This window comes from Paenibacillus cookii, from assembly GCF_018333375.1.
Taxonomy (GTDB): Bacteria; Bacillota; Bacilli; order Paenibacillales; family Paenibacillaceae; genus Paenibacillus_AQ; species Paenibacillus_AQ cookii.
This window is the reverse complement of record NZ_BORW01000011.1, coordinates 101,332-114,992: the sequence shown is the minus strand read 5'-3', so window position 1 is coordinate 114,992 and position 13,661 is coordinate 101,332. Positions and strand designations below refer to the sequence as shown.

The window sequence follows — 13,661 nt, the reverse complement described above, 5'->3', positions numbered from 1 at the left end:
GTTTTTTTGGGCCAGGCCGATTGACTTTAGGCGATCTACCGCATAGGATATAGAGTAAAATTTTTTCTGTTTCCGAATCGGGTGTATAATAGGTAAACTAGAGACAGGCTCGAAATTTGTAGAATCCTGAAATTTTGATATAAAGGAGGGGCTCTCATGAATATGGCAACCCGAAACGACGCCCAAATTTCTCCCCCCCTGACCGAGACACCCATTCCACTCACCCCGCGGCTGATCCGCGTGAAGCATATTCTCGTTGCCTTGCTGCTGTCGGTCGTGTTTTTCCTTCTATTTTGTTTTATCGCCTTGCACGCGTACATCGCTTGGGTGCTTTCGAACCCGACCGTTGCGCCGCTGTATTCGAATCCGAAGCAGGCAAAAAACATGGCCTATGAAAACGTGACCTTCCCCGCCTTGGACGGCAGCCGGATGATGCAGGGCTGGTACATTCCCGCCGCCGGATCGAAAAAAACGATCGTGTTCAGCCACGGCTACGGCGCAAACCGCGAGGAAACGTGGATTCCGATGTACGATCTGGCCCATTACGCGCACCGGATGAATTTTAACGTCATCATGTTCGATTACGGCTTCGCGTCCCAGACCAGCAAGGCGGTGGCCACCGGCGGCAAAGCCGAATCGCAGCAGCTGCTCGGGGCGATCGAGCTGGCCAAACAACGCGGCGCGAAGCAGATCGTCGTGTGGGGCTTTTCGATGGGAGCCGGGACGGCGCTTCAAGCCGGGCTGCAAACCAAGGATATCGACGCGATGATTTTGGACAGCACCTTTTTGCTGGAGCCGGACACGTTGTACCATAATATCAAAAACCAAATCGACCTGCCGCGCCATCCGTCGCTCGAAATTTTGGAGCTGCTGTTCCCGGTGCTTAACGGAACGAGCCTCCACCAAATTCCTTACCAGCAGGTCAAAAAGGAAGATTACCCGTTCCCGATCTTTTTCGTTCACGGCACGGAGGACGAGAAGGCCCCTTACCCGATTGCCGAAAAATTGGCATCCAACCAGTCGAATCCGTATTCGGACGTTTGGATCGTCAAAAACAGCCATCATGAGCTCATTTTCCGCGAGCATCCGCGCGAGTATCTTCGCCGCGTCTCCTCCTTCCTCGCCAACGTGAAGCTTGCCGAACGGAAGGACATCGACAATGCGCCCGTGATCCAAAACAAACGGTAAACAGCCTTTCGCCCAATTAGGCCAAGGCGCTTCCGAAGCCCGGGCATACAAAAAGGCATCATCGAAGATCCGATTCGGGTCTTCCATGATGCCTTTTTTATGATGTTCCGATTATTCTTTGATCAAAGACAAAAACTCGGCTCTGGAAGCCGGGTCCTCGCGGAAAATGCCGCGGACCGCGGATGTCACCGTTTTGCTGCCCGGCTTTTTCACGCCGCGGGCGCACATGCACAGATGTTCGCCTTCCACGACCACCATGACGCCATGAGGCTGCAGAACTTCGACCATGATGTCGGCAATTTGCGACGTGATGCGTTCCTGGACCTGCAAACGGCGCGTGATCGCCTCCACCAAACGGGCCAGCTTGCTCAGTCCCGCGATTTTGCCGCTCGGAATGTACCCGATATGGACTTTCCCGAAAAACGGCGCCATATGATGCTCGCATTGGCTGTAATAAACGATATCCTTGACGATCACGAGCTCCTCGTGGTTTTCATCGAAGGTAACGCCCAGCACATCCCTCGGGTCCACTTCGTACCCCGCAAAAATTTCCTCGTACATCCGCGCCACGCGCGCAGGGGTTTCAAGCAGGCCCTCCCGCTGCGGGTCTTCGCCGATCAATTTCAAAATTTCCGCGATGTGGTGTTCCACCTGTTCACGGTTTTCCCGAACCTTGTTGTTTACGTAATCTTTAACGCCGGCCACGGCACTTCCCTCCTCTCGCGGCTTCTTTTTTTTCGCTTCACGGATTTATCGACAATCCGGCTTATTTGCGTTTGCCTCCGCCAGGCTTCTTTTTGCCGCTGAACTGCGGATTGTTTTTCATCATTTGCTGCGCTTTCTGCATTTGACGATTGTTTAGATTATACCCCATCTGTTTGGCCATTTTTTGCAGCATTTGTGGATCACTCTGCATTTTCTCCATTTGCTTGCGCAAATAAAACACGCCGATGAAAAAGCCGCCGACCAAGCCGACGATCAGCGTAATCACAGGAATGACATATTGCATGTTCCGCCACCTCATCGTTATAAATCAATACTTTGCGTGCATAGCAACACGAACCTATCATAGCATGTCCCCGTGTGGCTCGCAAATGGATTTCTACGATAAAACCGCCTCGATGAATACCGTCGTCTCCTTCGCCAAATCCAGTTCTTTGACGTCGAACCGGCTGGCCTCCCCCTGAACGATCCGGATGACCGGACGCCCGGGCAGGCCGCGATGCTGGCGGACGACGACGCCCGTTTGCTTGTTGGACAAACGTACCGCCGTGCCGTTCGGATAAACGGATACGATCCGGTTGAACTGCAGCAGCACTTCATGGTCCAGCTGCTTTTCCGACATCGCCATCATTTCCTCGCAGGCTTCGTGCGGCAGCAGCTTTTTGGCCTGCGGAGGCAGCGGATGAACGAGCCGTTCGTAGGTATCCGCCGCCGACACGATTTTGGCGTACAGATGAATTTCATCCCCCGCAAGTCCCCGCGGAAGGCCCAGACCGTCCACCCGTTCATGGTGCTGCAAGGCCACGTGCGCGATCAGGAGGCTGAATTCCCTTCTGCTTTTCAGCTTTTCGTATCCTCTCCAGGTGTGATGCCCTTTAAGGTCGGGAATGAGCAGATCTTCCTCCCTCATGCCCGTTTTGCCGATGTCGTGCAGGAGGGCCCCCGTCGCAAGTTCCTTCAGCTGTTGATAGTTGAGGCCCATGTTGATGCCCATGACGCTGGATAACAGGCATACGTTGATGGCATGTATATATTGGCCGTTGTCCTTCGTCCGGATATCGGTCAATTGGACCAACACTTCCTTGTTGCTCATCACGTCCGTCAACAAGCTGTCCACGCTGCTCCCGATCATCTGGGTGTTCCAATCCTTGCCGGAACGGATCGCCTCGAACGTGCTGTTCATGGCTTGGATCATGCCCTGCTTCGTCGCTTCGCTGAGCATATCGTCCGTCTCGACGTCCTCGAACATCGGATCCTGGATGTACAGCATCGTCACGCCGATCCGGTTGAGCGTGCTGATCATGTACACCGTCAATTGAACGCCGGCGCCCAAAAGCACCGTCCCGTTCGCGGAGTAGATCGTTTTGCCCAAATACTGCCCGGGCTCCACATGGTCTATGCTCACATACCTCATCGTCTTCCCCCGATTTCGGAGCGGCCGAAAAAAGAACCCTTCGCCGCTTTACTCTTCGATCCGCTTGTTTCTTTCGGGGAGCGCATTTTCGTGGTTCAAAAGCTTCCGTTTCGTTTCAAGCCCGCCGCTGTAGCCCGTCAGGCCTCCGCCTTCCTCAAGCACGCGATGGCAGGGAATGATGACCGGAACGGGATTTTTGTTCACGGCTCCGCTGACGGCCCGCATCGCTTTCGGTCTCCCTATGGTCTCTGCGATCGTCCCGTAAGTGCGGATCTCTCCATAAGGAATATCGGCAACTGCGTCCCAAACCTGAAGCTGGAACGATGTGCCGCGCAAATCGAGCGGAACGTCAAACGTCTGCCGTTTGCCCGCGAAGTATTCGCCAAGCTGGCGTTTGGCCTCTTCCAGTCGTGCATCGTCGTGCTCCAATTCGCCGCCTCCGCACCAGGTGCGGGACCATTTTTGCAGGACGGCTTCCTTGACGCTGAAGCTGCCGAATTCGATCAGGCACAGCCCTTTGTCGGTGGCGCATAACGTTAACGGCCCGATGATCGACTGCATTTCGTCGTAATAAATCGTTTCCGGTTCTCCGCCGAGCGCCGGCGAAAATTCCGATGCCTCGTTTTTGTTTTCCGCTGCTTCCGCTTTCGTTTGCGATTGAAGTTGCGCTTTGGCGTCCGTGAGCATTTCCCTTACTTTCTCATCCTGCTCTTCCGCCAAGGCTTTATTCATGATGGTCAATGCCTCTTCGCCTCCTATGCGTCCCAGCGACCAGGCGGCGGTTCCCCGCAGCTCCGGCCGTGGATCTTTCAGCAGCACCTCTCCGAGTTTGGGCACCGCAGATTTGTCTTTGTAATTACCGAGCGCGATGACCGCGTTGCGCTGGATCGGCTTCCGGCCCCGCCAGGCGGCGGCGCTTTCGCCGAATTTTTCTTTGAACTCCCGGTTGCTCATGTCCAGAATCGGCAGCAATAGCGGCCGGTCTTTGTCGGGCACCGGCAACAGGTCCGGATGATGCGTCCAATGCTTGCCTTTGTTTTTCGGGCAAATCACCTGGCACGTATCGCAGCCGTACAGCCGGTTGCCGATTTTGCGCATGACCTCGTCCGTCAGAAATCCTTTCGTTTGCGTCAAAAAGGAAATGCAGCGCTGCGCGTTCAGCTGCCCCGGACCGACCAGCGCGCCCGTCGGACAAGCGTCGATGCATAGCGTGCAATCCCCGCAATCCTCCGTCACCGGCGTATCCGGCGGGAACGGGATGTTCGTGACCATCTCGCCGAGAAAAATCCAGGAGCCCCATTTCGGCGAAATGATGCAGCAGTTTTTGCCGCTGAAGCCGATTCCGGCCCGCTCCGCGACCGCCCTGTCCACAAGCGCCCCGGTATCCACCATGCTTTCCATGACCGCATCCGGCACCCGTTCGCGGATAAAAGCCTCCAGCTTTCCCATCGCCTCGCGCAGCACCTGATGATAATCCTTGCCCCAAGATGAACGCGACAAGACGCCCCGGTATTTGCCGGGTTCGTTTTTTGGCGGGTTTGGCATTTTGGAGGAATACGCGACGGCGATGGAGATGAGCGAGGCTGGTTCTGCGGAAGGCAATGCGGGGGTGATTCGTTTATCCAAATCCGGCTCCTCGAAGCCGGACTCATACCCAAGGTCCCGGTGATTTTGCAAAATGGCTTTTAACGATACGAAAGGGTCCGCGGAAGCGAAGCCGATCTCGTCGATGCCGAAATCGGCCGCCGCCTCCTTGATTTCCTGCTTCAGCTGCTCCCACCGGGAAGGCGGAGGAGCATAAGCGGATGGATTCATGGTTGTCAAAAGCTTGCGCCTCCTTCACAGCATGCATTCAAACCGATGTTACAAGCCCTTGATTTCGGAGATCGGCCAAAAAATGAATTCGGCCCTGCCGACGATCGCTTTGGCGCTGACGCTGCCGAAAGAGCGGCTGTCTTTGCTGGCGCGGGCATGCCGGTTATCCCCCATCACGAAATAATGATCCTTGTCCAGCTTGACCGGACCGAAATCCGGATCCTGAATTTCGACCTCGGTATACGGCTCCGTCTGGACCTCGCCGTTCACGTAAAGCTTGTGGTCTTTGACTTCCACCGTATCGCCGGGAACGCCGATGATCCGTTTGACCAGATATTCCTTTTTATCCGGCCCGTTGCTCGGATCATGCAGCACCACGATTTCGCCCCGGCTCGGCGATTTGAAATCGTACACGATTTTATCGATAAACAGCCGTTCCTTCTCATGCAGCGTGGGCTGCATGGATTGGCCTTTGACCATCGACAGGTTAAACACGAACAAATTCAGCAGCATCATGATCACGAACGCAATGACGATCGTTTTCGCCCAGTCCCACGCTTCGGCGGCAAAACTGCGCTTTTTCGGTTCCGCTTCGGGCGGCCGTCCCGGATCGTTCCCGGAGCGCCCCTGCTCTTGCAGTCGAGCTTGATTCATGCCACACCTCATTTTTAGACAAATTCCCCTTATATACAGAAAAGCATATCTTGCGCGGTTTTGCAACGGCAGCAAAGATATGCTCAATATAGAAAATATTGTTTATTGACAACAATAATGGATGTACTTTTTGTAATTTCTGGCGTTTTGGGCATGTCCGGACGGCGGCCGCACACACGCAAAGGTTATTTTCAGTTATAAAACTAAATTAGTGCTGCGGGCTTATGATGCTCAGCTTCTGGAATGCTTCCAGCACCTTGTTGGCACCGTAACCCATCGCTTCGTAAAGAGGCATCGCTGCTTTGTTATGCTCGTCGCCCGCGATCCATATCCGGCTCACCTTCCGGTTCTGGAAACGCTGCTCCATCGCCGACACAAGGGCTTTGCCGACGCCTTGGCGGCGGTAGTCGGGATGAATGGCAATGCGGTAATAGCAGCCGTGGTTGTGCTCGATCGTGCCGATCAACGCGCCCACGATTTCATCGTCTTCCTCTGCGACCAAAATCAGCTCCGAATCCCAGGACAGCTGCCTGGAGAACGGCCCCATCGTATTCCGGTAACATTCTTCGGACAAGGCAATCTTCATCAATTCGGTCACATCGGTACAATCACTTAACTGAAAGGAACGAACACGCATGATTAAATCTCCCTTTTTCGTCAGCTTGTTTGGATCCTCGGAAGATCAAGCTCCTCTTATAATCCAGAATAAATATTACGACAAAAAACGTTAAATTCCTGCTTTATCATCCATTAAAGCATAGTTTTCTTTAAAAAACACGCTTTTTCTTTTGAAAGCGCTTTATAGCAAACGTTTTCAATGTAATATAAGTTTATAAAACCAGATATTGGTTATTTGTCCGCGCATAAATATCCGTAAAACGGGTAATGGTTAATATGGGTTATAGGCCTTTATAACCTAATCGCACGGTCACGCAGACTTTTTAAACATAAATGTTGATTTAATTGAAAAAATACGGTTTAATTGTACTTGGAAGCATTACTGTTTGAAACCGGTCAATAAAGGAGATCCCGCCAACCGCGGCGTTTCCTTTATGAAGAGGATCAATGTTCATTGATTCCTTGAATAAAAGAAAACAATACAGGAGGTATTTATCATGGCATTTCAATTACCTGCACTTCCTTACTCCAACGATGCGCTCGAGCCGCATATCGACGCCCAAACGATGGAGATCCACCACGACCGTCACCATAACACCTATGTAACGAACTTGAATGCAGCGTTGGAAAACGCTCCTGAACTGCAAAATAAAAGCTTGGAAGAGCTGCTGACCAACCTGGACAGCGTGCCTGAAAGCATCCGTACCGCAGTACGCAACAACGGCGGCGGCCATGCCAACCACAGCATGTTCTGGGAAATCATCGGACCAAACGGCGGCGGCGCTCCGACCGGCGCTTTGGCTCAAGCGATCGACAGCGAGCTTGGCGGCTTCGATAAATTCAAAGAAGACTTCGCCAAAGCGGCTGCTGGCCGTTTCGGAAGCGGCTGGGCTTGGCTCGTCGTCGGCAAAGACGGCAAACTCGCCATCACCAGCACGCCGAACCAAGACAACCCGATCATGGAAGGCCAAACTCCGGTTCTCGGCCTGGACGTTTGGGAGCATGCTTACTACCTGAAATACCAAAACAAACGCCCTGATTACATCGCCGCTTTCTGGAACGTTGTAAACTGGGACGAAGTCGGCAAACGTTACGACGCTGCCAAAAAATAATAAGGGTTATGAGGTGACGGGCCGTTCCGTTGCCGTCCGATCCTTTGAAAAGCGGTTCAAGCCTAGGCTTGAACCGCTTTTTTTATTTTAGCCTGCAGTAAAATGCGTCTGCAGCACGCCTGCAAAAGCCCATGAGTCCCGTCATCGTGCCTCTTATTCAGCCTTGCATTCCTATCATCGAAAAAGCAAATTCAAGGTGGAACAAGGAAGGGATGGAATCAGAACCGTCGAAATTCAGTTAGGAGAGTACAAGCCCAAATAGGCGGTGAATATCGTGGATCAGTCAGTTCTTGTTTTTTATGATAACCTGGCAGAAGATTACCATCTTATTTTTCATGATTGGAAACATGCGGTTTCGGTGCAAGGCGAAGTTTTAAACGGAATCATTTGTTCTAAAGTCGGGAGTCCGGGCAACGAGGTTATGTCCCTATTAGACTGTTCCTGTGGGATCGGCACACAAGCAATCGGTCTGGCTAACCATGGATTCAAAGTAACCGCTACCGATTTAAGCCCGGTATCTGTTGAAAGAGCGAAAAAGCACTTTTTATTGCAGCAAGAGAATGGACAATGGATAACGAAGCATAGCAAAACAAGGTACAGAGCTTTATTGCGGGATGAATTCACCCATATGTTGAGTGCGGCCGGGTTCTCGGATATCGAGTGGTGCATGCCGTCAGAATCGGGTTATTACCAGCCCATTGTAACGGCGCGAAAGAAATTGTGAACAACAAAAAATGGATATGGCTCAGATCTGCTCTGAAACCTCTATCCATTTTGATTTTCACCTTATAATGCAGCCTTTTTGCTGTCCGCATGATTCAACTCTAAACTTCCCATGTCGGGTTTACGGCCGCTTCCCCTTAAAATGCTCCTTCAGGATTCTCAGGAACACGTTCGGAAAAGCGTACAGCTCCATATCCTCTTCGTTGATCCAGCGATACTGCGTGCGTTGCGCGCCAGCATCAGGGTCAGCATCAGGCGCATAAACCGCCCGGGATTCGGCCACGGAAAGCAAATCCTCCTCGCGGCAGCGGTACACCTGAAGGTTCCAATGAATATGGCTGAACGTATGCTCCGCATCCATCATGAACCCTTCCGGCCGTGCGTGAATCCCCTCTTCCAGCAGCATGTCCGCCACGATATCCATGGCCGGCTCGTCCGGGAGCCTTCCCTTGCGGCTTTGCGGAACCTGCACATGCGGCAGCTCCCACATGCGGGCGAGCAAACCTTCCTGCGGACGCTGACGGATCAGAACCTTGCCTTCGTGCGGACCCGATCCTTCGACCAGGGCGACCATCCGATACTCCGGACGCGGCGGTTTCGCTTTGGTTTTCACCGGGAGCGACTCTTCCACACCTGCGATCCTTCCGGCGCAATGCTCCATGACCGGACAAGTCAGGCAATGCGGCGATTTCGGCGTGCATACGAGCGCGCCAAGCTCCATGAGCGCCTGGTTAAAATCGGAAGCCCGCCCCTCCGGGATCAATTCCGTGACAAGCCCTTCCATGAGCGCCCTCGTGCTTCCTTTCATGATGTCTTCTTCGATCAAAAAATAGCGCGACAGCACGCGCATCACGTTGCCGTCCACCGCCGGTTCCGGTTTGTTGAAGGCAATGCTGAGAATCGCCCCCGCCGTGTACGGGCCGACGCCTTTGAGCGCAAATACCGCCGCCCTGTCATCCGGCACCTGTCCGCCGTGAAGCTCCTTTACCTGCTTGGCGGCCGCCTGAAGATTTCGTGCGCGCGAATAATACCCAAGGCCCTCCCAGCATTTCAGCACGTCCTGCTCCGGCGCGTCCGCCAAAGCCTCGACGGTCGGAAACCTTTCGATAAACCGTTTGAAATAAGGGATCACGGTATCGACGCGCGTCTGCTGCAGCATGATTTCCGATACCCAAATATAATAAGGATCCCGGTGGCGGCGCCACGGCAAATCCCGTTTATTTTCCATGTACCATTCCAGCAGGTGCCCGCTGAAATACTCTTTTTGTTCCGTTTGATCCATAACGCTGCTTCAAATCCTTCCGCTTTCTTCTCCCTCACGCTTTACAATCTTTTTTCGACCACCGCAAACGCCGAAGCCAGCTCGGTTTGGTGGGATATGGTCAAATGGATCGTATACTCCGGTTCGCCCGGAAGATTCAGGCGTTCCCATGCCCCCCGGCTCAGGGCGGCCACGGGTTTCCCGCTGGAATCCGGCAAAATTTCGATGTCTCCAAAGCCGATTTTACTCCCGATGCCGCAGCCGAAAGCTTTGGAAATCGCCTCTTTGGCGGCAAAACGGCCGGCAACGAACTCCGTCAGCTTCCCGCCTCTTTTTCTGGCTTCCTCCCGCTCTTTTTCGGTAAGCACCCGCTCCATGAACCTGAATCCAAGCTGTCCGCTTAGCAAAAGCGCAAGCCGCTTGATTTCCAGCACGTCATGCCCGATTCCGTGAATCAATGGACCACACCTTCCTTCCGTGACATACAAACTCTATTGTAGCAGGAGACATCCCGGGAAGCGAGTCCATGCCGGCCATCATTCAAGCGGTAACCTTCGGAAAATTTCTATGAAAAGCGCACGGGCCGTCGGCCGCATCCTATTTCCCCGTCCCGCATGGGCCGGACATGCGTCGGGCCTAAGCGCAGCCACGGAGAGCTTCTTTGTACATTCAATATATCATGGACCAACCGTATCCAATTCGATCATTGCCCCCGTCAGCCGGTCCAAACCGCAGTTCCGGTCACCTCATCATACGAACGGGCAGAATAGTTCAATCGTTTTCGTACTGCCTTCAAGCCGATAAAATCACCGGAGAAGGAACGCACAGAAAGCGTCGGTTTTTCACAATACCCATGGCGGTGTGCTCTGTTATAATTTCTGTGGAACCTGCGTAAATGAGGATGCCCAAATACGAGAAAACACGGGTGTGTGAAGCTCTTTCCAAAACCTGTTCCCGTAGAACACACGAAGAGGTGAGTTTGCACGATGGAAACCCTCCGTACAATTTATCCAAAACAGATGCCGTTGCTTGATCAGAAGACTATGCCGCTCCAGATCCCGCGTGATGGAGTTTGGCTCAGGCTTGCCCTCACATTGGAAGGAACGGTGCGCCGCAGCGCGTATGCCAAACAAATCCTTTGCTCAGAGCAATTTAACGCCGCGCGAACGCGCTGGACTCCTGCCGATTTGACTTTTCTGCAATCCGCACTAGAGCTGCTGTACAATACACAGGGCCGAATCCGTATAAGTACACTTGCCGCTGAGTGCTTTCTTTCATTGCGCCAATTCGAACGACGTTTTAAGCAGTGCATAGGCGTATCGCCGAAGGTGTTCGCTCGTCTCCTCCGCTTCGAGGCACTGCTTGGCTCATTAATACAAGGGCCGGCCATTTCTTTCACTGACGTCTCTTCCCGTCTTGGCTATCATGATCAAGCCCATGTCATCCATGAATTCAAAACATGGGCAGGCTGCACGCCAACGGCGTTTATCGCACGAGCCAAGCAGCGGGAGATGGGAAGGCCTATCGTTAACAAACCTCGATGTATTCCTGGACCTTTATATATCGTCTAAAAAAAAAGGAGAAGAAGAAGTATGTCTCTTACTGAAGGATCATTTCAAATTCCCTGGCAGGGTATCCACCACATCGCCTTGCTTACAGCGGATCTGGACGCGACGATTCGCTTCTACCGGGACGTGTTGGGGATGCAAGCCGGTGATATCGCCCTGTCCCAGGAAGGTCGCGGCAGGCACTGTCTTATTTTGGTTAAACCAAACGACGACAACGTATTGGGCTTTCATTTCTTTGAACGCCCGATAATTAAGACAACGCTGGGCCCTTCAGATACTCATCCACAGAGTTTGGCTCCCCATGTTGCCCTGCGGCTCCCGGACGCAACTGCCGCGGACGCTTTGCGCGCGCGTTTGAGCAATGCCGGCGTTCCCGTCACGGACATTCCCGAATTGGGGACATTTGTGTTTTTCGACAACAATGATCTGTGTTTAGAAGTCACTTGGCCCAAAGGTATGTGACCCTATGAAAAAAAGCGGAGCCGCTGGCTCCGCTTTAGTTATGATGAGATTGGCATCGCGTTCCTTTTCAAAATCCGGAAACCGTGCTTATTCAGCTCCATTCCGCCCTTTACGGTTTCCCCGCTCAACACGTCGGTGTACTGCCTGGAATCGAGCTTTACCTGCTGCACCCGGCCGCTGAAGTTCAGCACGAACACGTAATCCGTGCCGCCGTCCGATCTCAGCTGTGCCGTGACCCCTTCGGGAAGCTCCGTATCGATCGCTTGACGGACACCGGCCTCCCGGATCAACCGGGCATAAAAATCGGCGTAAAACGGCTCCTTCGCCCGCGATGCCAAATAATACGCTTTGCCTTCCCCGTAAGCATGAACCGTCAGCGCCGGACGCCCGGCATAAAAATCGGCGCCGTATTCGGCAAGCACCCGGGCGCCTTCCGGGTGGATCAAATCGCACAGGTCATATAACCCGTACGATCCTTCAAGCCCCAACGCGTTGTCTTTGAGGCATACCATCTCGTTGCGCTCGCCTTCATGCAGACCGTCCATCTCCTCGGACCAGATGCCGAGCACCTGCCGCAGCGGCCCGGGGAATCCGCCCAAATGGCACAGGTCGCTTTCATTGACGATCCCCGACCAGTACGTGGCGACAAGCGTGCCTCCCCCGGCGACAAACGCCTCCAGGGAGGCGCCGGCTTGCTCCGTGCACAGATACATCATCGGTGCCACGATCAGTTTATACCTGGAAAAATCGTCTTCGGAGCCGATGACGTCCACGGGTACGCCCATGTTCCACAAGGCCCGGTAGTGCTGCATCACCGTGTTTTCGTAGTCGATGCCCCGGTTCAGCGGTCCTTGCGCATCCTTCACGGCCCAGCGGTTGTCCCAGTCGGCGATGATCGCCGTCTCCGCCGGAACGCCGGAGCCGGTCACCTCGGCGATCGTTTCCAGCAACCCGCCCAGCTCGGCCACATCCTGAAATACGCGCGTATGCTCGTGACCCACGTGGTCCACGACCGCTCCGTGAAATTTCTCGCTCGAACCGCGGCTTTTCCGCCACTGAAAATACTGCACGGTGTCCGAACCGTGCGCCACCGCCTGCAGCGACGACAACAGGTGCATGCCCGGCCGTTTCAGCTTGCTGACCGGCTGCCAGTTCGTCAGGCTCGGCGTGCTTTCCATCAGCATGAACGGCCGCCCGCCCTTCAGCGAACGGAACAGGTCGTGATTGAACGAGAACCAGGCGGCAAGCTTGCCCGGCTCCTGCGTATCATGCCAGGTCGGGTACGCGTCCCAGGAGATGACGTCCAGCATGTCGGCAAATTTGCGGTAATCCAGGCCCTCGAACCAGTCCATCATGTTGGTCGTCACCGGCAAATCCGGCCGGATCGCCTTGAGCGGAGCGATTTCGGCCCTGCAGAAATCCGCCGTTTGGTCCGTCACGAACCGTTTCCAGTCCAAATTATGCCCGTGGACCATCTTCTCCCCGTGCGGGGCTGGAGATTCGATTTGCGACCAGTCCGTGTACGTATGGCTCCAGAACGCCGTCCACCAGGCGCGGTTCAGCGCTTCAAGCGTGCCGTAGCGCTTTTTCAGCCATTCGCGGAACGCTTCCTGGCAATTATCGCAGTGGCAGTCCCCGCCGTATTCGTTGGAGATGTGCCAGCCGACCACGGCCGGATGGTTGGCGTACCGCTCCGCCAGCTTCGTGTTGATGATCCGGGTTTTCTCCCGGTAGGCCGGCGAAGTGTAGCAGTGGTTGTGCCGCCCTCCATGCAAATTGCGCACGCGGTTCTCGGAAACCCGCAGCACTTCGGGATACCGCTGCGACAGCCATGCCGGCCGAGCGCCGCTTGGCGTTGCAAGCCACGCGTAGATCCCGTTCGCGGCAAACCGGTCCAGCACCCGGTCCAGCCATTCGAACGTAAACGTCCCCTCTTCGGGTTCCAGGGCGGCCCAGGCAAAGATGCCCACGGCCATCACGTTGCATTTTGCCAGCTTCATCAGCCGGATATCTTCCTCGAGCACTTCCGGGCTATGCTGCCACTGGTCCGGATTATAATCGGCCCCATGCATGAACCCGGTAATTTTCGGGCTGATGGGCGGATAAGTTTTCACCATGTATAA

At 54.2% G+C, this 13,661-nt stretch carries 14 protein-coding genes; 5 read left to right on the top strand and 9 right to left on the bottom strand.

What is annotated here, in order from left to right; all coding sequences use genetic code 11:
• The first annotated feature begins 156 nt into the window (after window positions 1–156).
• The gene (locus KI367_RS12700; RefSeq protein WP_212950055.1) at window positions 157–1,188 is read left to right on the top strand and encodes an alpha/beta hydrolase; all 1,032 of its coding nucleotides are present in this window, start codon (window positions 157–159) and stop codon (window positions 1,186–1,188) included.
• 111 nt (window positions 1,189–1,299) lie between these two features.
• Here KI367_RS12700 and folE read toward each other — a convergent pair whose 3' ends face one another.
• The 6 genes from folE to KI367_RS12670 all read right to left on the bottom strand — a co-directional run bounded on the left by folE (window position 1,300) and on the right by KI367_RS12670 (window position 6,431).
• Window positions 1,300–1,893, bottom strand: coding sequence for a GTP cyclohydrolase I FolE (gene folE, locus KI367_RS12695; protein WP_036707435.1), 594 nt, complete (start codon window positions 1,891–1,893; stop codon window positions 1,300–1,302).
• 61 nt (window positions 1,894–1,954) lie between these two features.
• Complete coding sequence (locus KI367_RS12690) at window positions 1,955–2,197, bottom strand: YneF family protein (protein WP_081992101.1); 243 nt, start codon at window positions 2,195–2,197, stop codon at window positions 1,955–1,957.
• Between the two features lie 93 nt (window positions 2,198–2,290).
• Window positions 2,291–3,325, bottom strand: a complete 1,035-nt coding sequence (locus KI367_RS12685) for an HD-GYP domain-containing protein (RefSeq protein WP_212950053.1) — start codon at window positions 3,323–3,325, stop codon at window positions 2,291–2,293.
• 48 nt (window positions 3,326–3,373) lie between these two features.
• Window positions 3,374–5,140, bottom strand: a complete 1,767-nt coding sequence (gene queG / locus KI367_RS12680) for a tRNA epoxyqueuosine(34) reductase QueG (RefSeq protein ID WP_212950126.1) — start codon at window positions 5,138–5,140, stop codon at window positions 3,374–3,376.
• 48 nt (window positions 5,141–5,188) lie between these two features.
• A complete protein-coding gene (lepB, locus tag KI367_RS12675) occupies window positions 5,189–5,794 on the bottom strand; it encodes a signal peptidase I (RefSeq protein ID WP_212950051.1) in 606 nt (201 codons plus the stop codon).
• A gap of 208 nt (window positions 5,795–6,002) precedes the next feature.
• Window positions 6,003–6,431, bottom strand: coding sequence for a GNAT family N-acetyltransferase (locus tag KI367_RS12670; RefSeq protein ID WP_036707425.1), 429 nt, complete (start codon window positions 6,429–6,431; stop codon window positions 6,003–6,005).
• 478 nt (window positions 6,432–6,909) lie between these two features.
• Between KI367_RS12670 and KI367_RS12665 the strand changes: the two genes are divergently transcribed.
• Both KI367_RS12665 and KI367_RS12660 read left to right on the top strand, forming a co-directional pair.
• Window positions 6,910–7,524 (top strand): superoxide dismutase, encoded by a 615-nt coding sequence (locus KI367_RS12665; protein WP_036707423.1) that lies wholly within the window; start codon window positions 6,910–6,912, stop codon window positions 7,522–7,524.
• A 274-nt stretch (window positions 7,525–7,798) separates the two neighbouring features.
• Window positions 7,799–8,248 carry a class I SAM-dependent methyltransferase gene (locus KI367_RS12660; RefSeq protein ID WP_036707419.1) on the top strand — a complete coding sequence of 150 codons (450 nt, stop codon included), beginning with the start codon at window positions 7,799–7,801 and terminating at the stop codon, window positions 8,246–8,248.
• 120 nt (window positions 8,249–8,368) lie between these two features.
• Here the strand turns inward: KI367_RS12660 and mutY are convergent, their stop codons facing one another.
• Together mutY and acpS are read right to left on the bottom strand one after the other, a co-directional pair.
• The gene (gene mutY, locus KI367_RS12655) at window positions 8,369–9,529 is read right to left on the bottom strand and encodes an A/G-specific adenine glycosylase (RefSeq protein WP_212950049.1); all 1,161 of its coding nucleotides are present in this window, start codon (window positions 9,527–9,529) and stop codon (window positions 8,369–8,371) included.
• 41 nt (window positions 9,530–9,570) lie between these two features.
• Window positions 9,571–9,966 carry a holo-ACP synthase gene (gene acpS / locus KI367_RS12650; protein WP_036707416.1) on the bottom strand — a complete coding sequence of 132 codons (396 nt, stop codon included), beginning with the start codon at window positions 9,964–9,966 and terminating at the stop codon, window positions 9,571–9,573.
• Window positions 9,967–10,494: 528 nt separating this feature from the next.
• Here acpS and KI367_RS12645 point away from each other — a divergent pair.
• Window positions 10,495–11,079 carry a helix-turn-helix domain-containing protein gene (locus KI367_RS12645; RefSeq protein WP_212950047.1) on the top strand — a complete coding sequence of 195 codons (585 nt, stop codon included), beginning with the start codon at window positions 10,495–10,497 and terminating at the stop codon, window positions 11,077–11,079.
• A 21-nt stretch (window positions 11,080–11,100) separates the two neighbouring features.
• Window positions 11,101–11,538, top strand: a complete 438-nt coding sequence (locus KI367_RS12640) for a VOC family protein (RefSeq protein ID WP_212950045.1) — start codon at window positions 11,101–11,103, stop codon at window positions 11,536–11,538.
• Between the two features lie 38 nt (window positions 11,539–11,576).
• On the opposite strand, the gene KI367_RS12635 is transcribed toward KI367_RS12640, so the two are convergent.
• On the bottom strand, window positions 11,577–13,655 hold the full coding sequence (locus KI367_RS12635) for a beta-galactosidase (protein WP_212950043.1): 2,079 nt from the start codon (window positions 13,653–13,655) through the stop codon (window positions 11,577–11,579).
• Window positions 13,656–13,661 lie beyond the last annotated feature (6 nt).

Coding starts and splice junctions, on each gene's coding strand:
- KI367_RS12640 (WP_212950045.1), top strand. CDS start 11,101: ATGTCTCTTACTGAAGGATCATTTCAAATTCCCTGGCAGGGTATCCAC.
- mutY (WP_212950049.1), bottom strand. CDS start 9,529: ATGGATCAAACGGAACAAAAAGAGTATTTCAGCGGGCACCTGCTGGAA.
- KI367_RS12665 (WP_036707423.1), top strand. CDS start 6,910: ATGGCATTTCAATTACCTGCACTTCCTTACTCCAACGATGCGCTCGAG.
- KI367_RS12645 (WP_212950047.1), top strand. CDS start 10,495: ATGGAAACCCTCCGTACAATTTATCCAAAACAGATGCCGTTGCTTGAT.
- KI367_RS12690 (WP_081992101.1), bottom strand. CDS start 2,197: ATGCAATATGTCATTCCTGTGATTACGCTGATCGTCGGCTTGGTCGGC.
- lepB (WP_212950051.1), bottom strand. CDS start 5,794: ATGAATCAAGCTCGACTGCAAGAGCAGGGGCGCTCCGGGAACGATCCG.
- KI367_RS12635 (WP_212950043.1), bottom strand. CDS start 13,655: ATGGTGAAAACTTATCCGCCCATCAGCCCGAAAATTACCGGGTTCATG.
- queG (WP_212950126.1), bottom strand. CDS start 5,140: ATGAATCCATCCGCTTATGCTCCTCCGCCTTCCCGGTGGGAGCAGCTG.
- KI367_RS12685 (WP_212950053.1), bottom strand. CDS start 3,325: ATGAGGTATGTGAGCATAGACCATGTGGAGCCCGGGCAGTATTTGGGC.
- KI367_RS12700 (WP_212950055.1), top strand. CDS start 157: ATGAATATGGCAACCCGAAACGACGCCCAAATTTCTCCCCCCCTGACC.
- KI367_RS12670 (WP_036707425.1), bottom strand. CDS start 6,431: ATGCGTGTTCGTTCCTTTCAGTTAAGTGATTGTACCGATGTGACCGAA.